The 7,434-nt window shown below is 33.7% G+C and carries 12 protein-coding genes and 1 tRNA gene; 12 read left to right on the plus strand and 1 reads right to left on the minus strand.

The genetic code is table 11. From position 1 onward, the window contains the following. Window positions 1-70 precede the first annotated feature (70 nt). From glmM to NH286_RS05430, 11 genes are all read left to right on the plus strand, one after another. A complete protein-coding gene (gene glmM, locus NH286_RS05380; protein ID WP_265215146.1) occupies window positions 71-1,420 on the plus strand; it encodes a phosphoglucosamine mutase in 1,350 nt (449 codons plus the stop codon). Continuing rightward, complete coding sequence (locus NH286_RS05385; RefSeq protein ID WP_311532223.1) at window positions 1,413-1,736, plus strand: aspartate 1-decarboxylase (aspartate alpha-decarboxylase); 324 nt, start codon at window positions 1,413-1,415, stop codon at window positions 1,734-1,736. The genes glmM and NH286_RS05385 overlap by 8 nt, the downstream gene beginning before the upstream one ends. An 80-nt stretch (window positions 1,737-1,816) precedes the next feature. Continuing rightward, window positions 1,817-1,966, plus strand: coding sequence for a 50S ribosomal protein L33 (gene rpmG, locus NH286_RS05390; protein WP_106460592.1), 150 nt, complete (start codon window positions 1,817-1,819; stop codon window positions 1,964-1,966). Window positions 1,967-1,974: 8 nt separating this feature from the next. Continuing rightward, on the plus strand, window positions 1,975-2,157 hold the full coding sequence (gene secE, locus NH286_RS05395) for a preprotein translocase subunit SecE (RefSeq protein ID WP_265237454.1): 183 nt from the start codon (window positions 1,975-1,977) through the stop codon (window positions 2,155-2,157). A gap of 7 nt (window positions 2,158-2,164) precedes the next feature. Next, entirely contained in the window at window positions 2,165-2,752 is a 588-nt protein-coding gene (gene nusG, locus NH286_RS05400; protein WP_106460590.1) for a transcription termination/antitermination protein NusG, read from the plus strand. Between the two features lie 52 nt (window positions 2,753-2,804). After that, the gene (gene rplK, locus NH286_RS05405) at window positions 2,805-3,233 is read left to right on the plus strand and encodes a 50S ribosomal protein L11 (RefSeq protein ID WP_106460589.1); all 429 of its coding nucleotides are present in this window, start codon (window positions 2,805-2,807) and stop codon (window positions 3,231-3,233) included. A 37-nt stretch (window positions 3,234-3,270) separates the two neighbouring features. Beyond that, entirely contained in the window at window positions 3,271-3,981 is a 711-nt protein-coding gene (gene rplA / locus NH286_RS05410) for a 50S ribosomal protein L1 (RefSeq protein WP_106460588.1), read from the plus strand. A gap of 194 nt (window positions 3,982-4,175) precedes the next feature. Then, complete coding sequence (gene rplJ / locus NH286_RS05415; RefSeq protein ID WP_106460587.1) at window positions 4,176-4,724, plus strand: 50S ribosomal protein L10; 549 nt, start codon at window positions 4,176-4,178, stop codon at window positions 4,722-4,724. 29 nt (window positions 4,725-4,753) lie between these two features. After that, window positions 4,754-5,137, plus strand: a complete 384-nt coding sequence (gene rplL, locus NH286_RS05420; protein ID WP_265237456.1) for a 50S ribosomal protein L7/L12 — start codon at window positions 4,754-4,756, stop codon at window positions 5,135-5,137. A gap of 232 nt (window positions 5,138-5,369) precedes the next feature. Next, window positions 5,370-5,813 (plus strand): Fur family transcriptional regulator, encoded by a 444-nt coding sequence (locus tag NH286_RS05425; protein WP_106460585.1) that lies wholly within the window; start codon window positions 5,370-5,372, stop codon window positions 5,811-5,813. 52 nt (window positions 5,814-5,865) lie between these two features. Continuing rightward, window positions 5,866-6,882 (plus strand): YeiH family protein, encoded by a 1,017-nt coding sequence (locus NH286_RS05430; RefSeq protein WP_106460584.1) that lies wholly within the window; start codon window positions 5,866-5,868, stop codon window positions 6,880-6,882. Between the two features lie 76 nt (window positions 6,883-6,958). Here NH286_RS05430 and NH286_RS05435 read toward each other — a convergent pair. Continuing rightward, window positions 6,959-7,034, minus strand: a tRNA-Thr gene (locus tag NH286_RS05435). Between the two features lie 129 nt (window positions 7,035-7,163). On the opposite strand from NH286_RS05435, the gene NH286_RS05440 reads away from it, so the two are divergent. Then, a partial coding sequence (locus NH286_RS05440) for a GTP-binding protein (RefSeq protein WP_265237459.1) occupies window positions 7,164-7,434 on the plus strand: 271 nt, incomplete at its 3' end.

The raw sequence follows: 7,434 nt of genomic DNA on the forward strand, positions 1-7,434 counted from the left end.
CAATTTTTTGTAAATTTATCAATAGGGTATAATATAAAAAGTAAAGAAGTTAAATTTTAAGGAGATATAAATGAAATATTTTGGTACAGATGGTTTTAGAGGAGAGGCTAATGAAGGGCTTAATGTTTATCATGCCTTTAAAATCGGAAGATTTATAGGAGATTATTTTTCAAAAAAGAAAAATGGTAATGGTAAAATTCTTATAGGCAAGGATACCAGAAGGTCTTCATATATGTTTGAAGATGCCCTATCAGCTGGTATTACTTCATCAGGATCAAATGCTTATCTTCTCCATGTTACTACAACTCCTTCAGTTTCATATATAACTAGAGTAGAAGATTTTGACTGTGGAATTATGATTACAGCAAGTCATAACCCTTACCATGACAATGGTATAAAGCTTATAAACAAAAATGGTGAGAAAATGGAGGATGACTTCCTAGAAAGTCTTGAAGAATATATAGATGCAGACATAAAATCTATTGAACTTGCTAAGGGTGAAGATATAGGAAGGACTGTTGATTATATAGGCGGTAGGAATAGATATATAGCATATTTAATTCAAACTGTAACTAAATCTTTTGAGGGAATGAGAGTGGGTCTTGATCCAGCAAATGGAGCAGCCTTTACAATTGCAAAACCAGTATATGATGCGCTTGGAGCTGATACCTTTGTAATAAATGATGAACCTAATGGTTTTAATATAAATAACAATGCTGGATCAACTCATATAGACGTCTTAAGAGATTTTGTAGTTAAAAATAAACTTGATATTGGCTTTGCTTATGATGGAGATGCTGACAGGTGTATAGCTGTTGATAATGAAGGAAATATAGTCGATGGGGATGCTATACTTTATATACTTGCAAACTACATGAAAAAAGAGGGCGGTCTAGATTCTAATAAGGTAGTTACAACTGTAATGTCAAATATTGGCCTTTATAAAGCCTTTGATAATTTAGGAATTGGATATGAAAAAACTGATGTAGGTGATAAATTCGTCCACCAAAGAATGTATGAAAAGGACATAGAACTAGGTGGAGAGCAATCAGGACATATAATATTAAAGAAATTTGCTAATACAGGTGACGGAATCTTAACATCTCTTAAAATTATGGAAGCTGTTATAGAATCAAAATCTGATCTTAAATCTTTATTAAGAGATTTAAAAATCTACCCACAAGTCTTAATAAATGTAAGGGTTAAGGATAAGGATACAGTTTTAGATAATGAAGGAGTGGCTTCTGTTATTGAAAAAATCACTGCTGACCTTGCTGATTCAGGTAGGGTATTAGTTCGTAAATCTGGAACAGAGCCACTTGTTAGGGTAATGGTTGAGGCAGAAACAGAAGAAGGTGCCCACGAAGCTGCAGAAGAAATTGTAAAAGCTATCAAAGATTATGGATTAAGCCTTGATTAAAGATTTTAAGTCTGGACGAGAAATAGATATTAAAGAGAAGATGTTAATAATAAAAGATAGGGTTTACGCCAAAGAATCCTATATAGCCTTTGATACATCAAATCTTAAGGGCTATCCACCAGTAATGTACTATGACAGGGAAGATGAGTACCTAGGAAGGGTTTATGAAGATGGTCTTTATGAGCTTGATGATATAGAAGATATACTCATTTCTTATTCGGATTATTGCTTTTCAAATCATGATTTAGATGATTTAAGAAAAGTTCTTATCAAAAAGAGAGAAATTTTTTTAAAAAATCTGCTAAAAATCGACTAAAAGTATTGACAAAGGTAGACTTAGATGGTAATATAATTCATTGTATGGAAGTATCCGTATAAGTAAATAGGAGGTGTTTTATGAGAACTAAAGTTAAATTAGAATGCACAGAATGCAAAAACAGAAACTATGATACAACTAAAAACAAAACTACTCATAGTGAAAGAATTGAGCTTAAAAAATATTGTCCATTCTGCAAAAAGCACACAGTTCATAAAGAAACAAAGTAGGAGTAACAATGGCTAAGAAAAAAGATTCTTTCTTTGGTGGAGTCATTAAAGAATATAAAAAGATCCAATGGCCTACATTAAAGACTACAATTGAGTATTCTTTAATAGTAATAGCTATTAGTGCTGTAACAGCAGTATCTATTTGGGTCCTTGATAAGGTCTTCCATTTCCTACTTTCAATTATAATGTAGGTGAATGATGACTGATTCTTTAAATTTTGACGAAAATATCAAAGAAGAAGAAAACAAGACAGAACTTACAGAAGCAGAAAAAAATGCTAAATGGTATGTAGTTCACACCTATACTGGATATGAAAATAGAGTCTCTGATAAAATTCAGATGATGATAGATAATGAACAAAATCCAGATATTATAGATGTAACTGTACCAACTGAAGAATATGTCGAAGTAAAGAATAACGACAAAAAAGTCAAAACTAGAAAGCTATTTCCAGGCTATGTAATGGTCAAGATGAACATAACCAATAAGTCTTGGTATATAATAAGAAATACCCAAGGGGTAACAGGTTTTGTTGGACCAGATGGTGATCCAGTAGCTCTTACACCAGCTGAAGTAAGAAAGTTTGGTGTAAAAGAGAAAGAACCAGTTCTTAATATTAATGTAAATGTAGGTGATAGTGTAAATATTATTGCCGGACCATTTAAGGATTTCGTAGCAAAAATCGATGAAATCGACAAGCAAAAGGGTACTATCAAGGCGTACGTAGATATGTTTGGCCGTGATACATTAATAGATTTAGAATATAGCGATATAGAAGAAATTTAGTACTGTCTAAATAAGTGGGAGGGGGAACCCGAATCACCACAAGGAGGTAAAAATGGCAGAAAAAGATATACAAGCGATAGTAAAATTACAAGTACCAGCAGGAGCAGCTTCTCCTGCACCACCAGTAGGTACCGCACTAGGACCTCACGGAATTAACATCATGGAGTTCGTACAAGCATTTAATGCTAAGACAGCTGACCAAGCAGGAATGATAATACCGGTAGAAATGACTATTTATACGGATAGAACATTTAAATTTATAACAAAAACACCACCAGCACCAGTATTAATCAAGAAAGCAATAAATCTTGCTAAGGGTTCTGGAGAACCAAACAAAAAGAAAGTTGGATCAATCAAGAGAAGCCAACTTGAAGAAATTGCTAAAACAAAGATGGAAGATCTTAACGCTGCAAGCTTAGAAGCTGCAGTAAGTATGATAGCAGGAACAGCAAGAAGTATGGGAGTCACTGTAGAAGATTAGTGGGAGAGATTAACTCGTTTACCACAGGAGGAATTAAATGGCTAAAAGAGGAAAAAAATACTTAGAATCAAAGGCATCTTATGATTCTACAAAAGAATACGAACTAAATGAAGCGATAGAAATAGTAGAAAAAACAGCAAAGGCAAACTTTGACGAAACAGTAGAATTACACTTCAAGCTCGGTGTTGACAGCCGTCACGCTGACCAACAAGTAAGAGGAACTGTAATCTTACCACACGGTACAGGTAAGGTTCAAAGAGTACTTGCATTTGTAAAAGATGATAGAATAGATGAAGCTCTATCAGCTGGAGCAGATTTTGCAGGTAATGAAGAATATGCTGAAAAAATCCAAAAAGATGGTTGGTTAGATTTTGATGTAGTAATAGCTACACCAGATATGATGGCAACAGTAGGTAGACTAGGTAGAGTACTAGGACCTCAAGGCCTAATGCCAAACCCAAAAACAGGTACAGTAACAAATGATGTAGCACAAGCTATCGCTGACATCAAAGCAGGTAAGGTAGAATACAGAACAGACAAAGCTAACCTTATCCACGTACCAACAGGAAAAGTATCATTTGGTGCTGAAAAACTTACTGAAAATATCAGAGCTTTAATTACAGAAGTAGTAAAAGCTAGACCAGCAGCAGCAAAGGGTAAATATATCAGATCAATCACCGTATCATCAACAATGGGTCCTGGTGTTAAACTAAACCCAGCTAAAGCTGCAGAATTAGCTGAAAAATAATTTGCATTTTTAGAAATTGGTGATATAATATAAAAGTCAAATAAACAGGCTACCAAAGACTACGCAGACATAAATGTTTAATAATTGCGTATAGGTGGGAAAATTACACACATCCCCACCGGTATGGGCATCTTTAAGGTGTCTTTATAAGTGGGGTTTTTATATACCTACCATTAGCCTTAGGAGGTGAAAAAGTGAGCGAAAAAGCTATAGCAGCTAAACAGCTAGTAGTTGATGAAATCAAAGGAAAAATCGAAAATGCGAAATCAGTAACATTAGTAGGTTTTGACCGCATGGACGTTAAGGAAATCACAGATCTTCGTAACAAATTCAGAGAAAAAGACACTGAATACAAAGTTTACAAGAATACAATGATGAGATTTGCTTTTGAAGAACTTGGATATACAGAATTAATCGAAGACCTAAAGGGATCAAACGCACTAATCTTCTCAAACACAGAATTAGTTGACGGACCAAAGATAGCAGTTGACTACAGAAAAGAAAACGACGAAAACGCAGACAAGTTAACACTTAAATCAGGTATAGTTGAAGGAAACTACCAAAATAGTGAACAAATGATGGCAATAGCTACATTACCAGGAACAGAAGTACTTCACTCAATGCTTGCAAATGTATTACAAGCACCTATTAGAACTCTTGCTGGAGATCTTAATAACACTATATCTAAACTTGCTATCGCCCTTAATGAAGTGGCAAGCAAAAAAGAAAACGAAGCAGCATAATAACAATATAATTTAAGGAGAATATAAAAATGGCATCAGAAAAAGTAACAAACCTATTAGAAGAAATCAAAAATCTTACAGTTCTTGAACTTTCAGAACTAGTTAAAGCAATCGAAGAAGAATTTGACGTATCTGCACAAGCAGCAGTAGCAGTAGCAGCTCCAGCAGCAGGCGGAGCAGCTGGTGAAGCAGCAGTAGAAAAATCAGAATTTGACGTAGTTCTTAAATCAGCTGGACAATCAAAAATCAACGTAATCAAAGTTGTTAAAGATGTAGCTGGTCTTGGACTAAAAGAAGCTAAAGCACTTGTAGACGGTGCTCCAGGAAACGTACTTGAAGGCGTAGCTAAAGATAAGGCTGAAGAAGTTAAAGCAGCTCTAGAAGAAGCAGGCGCTGAAGTAGAATTAGCTTAATTAAATAATAATTTAAATTTAGTAAAGGCTCCTAGTATTCAACTGGGAGCTTTTAAATTTTTATATAATCACTTAATAGTAAGAATACTTATTCATATACTTATAGGCTTTTATTCAAAAAATTTAAAAATAACCCTTTTTAAACGTAGAGGATTGATTTAGATAATCATTCCCAATGGTTGACAAATAGACATTTTCACGTATATTCTAAAATAGAAAGGTGTGGGAAAATATGCACAAGTATGTAGAGAGTTTAAGAGATGAAGATCCTGATAAACGACTTAATAAACTCAAAAAAATTCTTCAAGACAAAAATATAAGGATATCTCACCAGAGATTATTAATTTTGGATTATTTGATAACCCATCCTATTCACCCAACAGCAGAGATGATTTTTAGTGACTTAGTAACTAAGGATCCTGTAATTAGTCAAGCTACAGTTTACAATAGCTTAAATCTTTTCGTAAAAAATAAACTTGTAAAAGAGCTCGACTTTAATATGTCTTCAAAGAGGTATGAATTTAAAAGGCCTAACCATGGCCACTTTATTTGTGAATCTTGCGGCAAAATTCAGGATTTGGAAATATCAGACATGAAAAAACCAGATATGCTAAAAGATTATATAATAGATACCACAGAAGTAATCTATAGGGGTGTATGCCCAGAATGTAAGTGAAAATTTAGCGTTTTTTCAAACGCTTTTTTTTATTAGTAAGAATGGAGGGAAAATGAAAAAAATATTATTATATTTACCAGGCATAGGCTTGGCTTTACTAATTGCTTTTGTTTCGCAATTTTTAGAAAATTTATTGCCAATACACGTAATTGGTGGATCGGTTATAGCATTATTTATAGGAATGTTTTTAAATACAATAATCGATACCGAAAAAGTCCTAAAAGATGGTATAAGATTTACATCAAAAAGGCTTTTAAAATTTGCAATCATTTTATTTGGAGCAAGCCTTAACATAAATATGGTTTTATCTGTAGGTAAGCTATCAATATATGTAATGGTATTTACCTTATTAACATGTTTTGGAGCAGGATATTTTATAGGAAAAGCCTTAGGTCTTAATTGGAAGATGAGTAATCTCATATCAGCAGGCACAGGTATTTGTGGAGGATCTGCAATAGCAGCCATAGCACCTGTTATAGAGGCTGAAGATACGGATATTGCCTATGCAATGAGCGCAACATTTTTATTTGATATGCTAATGATAGTAGTCTTTCCTATAATGGGTAAGGCTCTAGGACTTTCGGATATGGCCTACGGGCTTTGGACAGGAACAGCCGTTAATGATACAAGTTCTGTAGTAGCAGCGGGTTTTGCTTATTCAGATGCTGCAGGAGATTTTGCTACAATGGTAAAACTTACCAGAACCTTATCAATAATACCAGTTGTACTGATATTTAGACTTATACATCATAGGTTGGAAGTTAAAAAACTAGGACATGATTATATAGAAAAGAAATTTTCTGTTAGTTCAATAATTCCTTATTTTATTTTAGGATTTTTAATAATGGTTGGCCTAAACTCAATGGGGCTTATATCTCAAAATTTATCAAATAATCTAAAAACCATATCAAAATTTTTGATGGTGGCAGCTCTTGCTGCAATAGGATTAAATACTAAGTATAGGGATATGAAAAAGGCAGGCATTAATCCAATGATTCACGGGTTTGTTATTTCCTTATTAGTAGTAATAGTTGCTATAGCAGTAATTTATGCCATGGGTCTAGTATAAATAAAAAAACAGATTTATTTAAAAATCTCCATTTATGTGGGGATTAAAAAAATAAGTCTGTTTTATTGCAAAAAAATGGAGCCACTTCCCGGAATTGAACCGAGGACCTCTTCCTTACCATGGAAGCGCTCTACCTACTGAGCTAAAGTGGCATATATTCTATTATACAAGCTACATAAAAAAATGCAAGTAAAACTTAATAAAATAATTATCTATAAAATAATAGAATTTTTATTATAAATATGGTAAAATAAAGAATAAGAGTACATTAGGAGGAATTAATGAGTAAACAAACATTTGAAAGAAGCAAACCACATATTAATATTGGTACAATCGGCCACGTAGACCACGGTAAAACAACAACAACAGCAGCAATCACCCAAGCCCTAAACAAAAAATACGGTACAGGTGAATACATCGATTATGAACACATCGATAAAGCTCCAGAAGAAAGAGAACGTGGAATCACAATCAACACATCAGTAGTAGAATACGAAACAGAAAAAAGACACTACGCACACATCGACGCTCCAGGCCACGCTGACTACGTTA

The organism is Anaerococcus sp. NML200574, assembly GCF_026131665.1.
GTDB classification, from domain to species: domain Bacteria; phylum Bacillota; class Clostridia; order Tissierellales; family Peptoniphilaceae; genus Anaerococcus; species Anaerococcus kampingae.

What these genes read in the sequence shown, in the direction of transcription:
- rplK (WP_106460589.1), top strand. Translation starts at nt 2,805, where the DNA reads ATGGCAGAAAAAGATATACAAGCGATAGTAAAATTACAAGTACCAGCA.
- secE (WP_265237454.1), top strand. Translation starts at nt 1,975, where the DNA reads ATGGCTAAGAAAAAAGATTCTTTCTTTGGTGGAGTCATTAAAGAATAT.
- rplA (WP_106460588.1), top strand. Translation starts at nt 3,271, where the DNA reads ATGGCTAAAAGAGGAAAAAAATACTTAGAATCAAAGGCATCTTATGAT.
- glmM (WP_265215146.1), top strand. Translation starts at nt 71, where the DNA reads ATGAAATATTTTGGTACAGATGGTTTTAGAGGAGAGGCTAATGAAGGG.
- NH286_RS05425 (WP_106460585.1), top strand. Translation starts at nt 5,370, where the DNA reads ATGCACAAGTATGTAGAGAGTTTAAGAGATGAAGATCCTGATAAACGA.
- NH286_RS05430 (WP_106460584.1), top strand. Translation starts at nt 5,866, where the DNA reads ATGAAAAAAATATTATTATATTTACCAGGCATAGGCTTGGCTTTACTA.
- rplL (WP_265237456.1), top strand. Translation starts at nt 4,754, where the DNA reads ATGGCATCAGAAAAAGTAACAAACCTATTAGAAGAAATCAAAAATCTT.
- nusG (WP_106460590.1), top strand. Translation starts at nt 2,165, where the DNA reads ATGACTGATTCTTTAAATTTTGACGAAAATATCAAAGAAGAAGAAAAC.
- rpmG (WP_106460592.1), top strand. Translation starts at nt 1,817, where the DNA reads ATGAGAACTAAAGTTAAATTAGAATGCACAGAATGCAAAAACAGAAAC.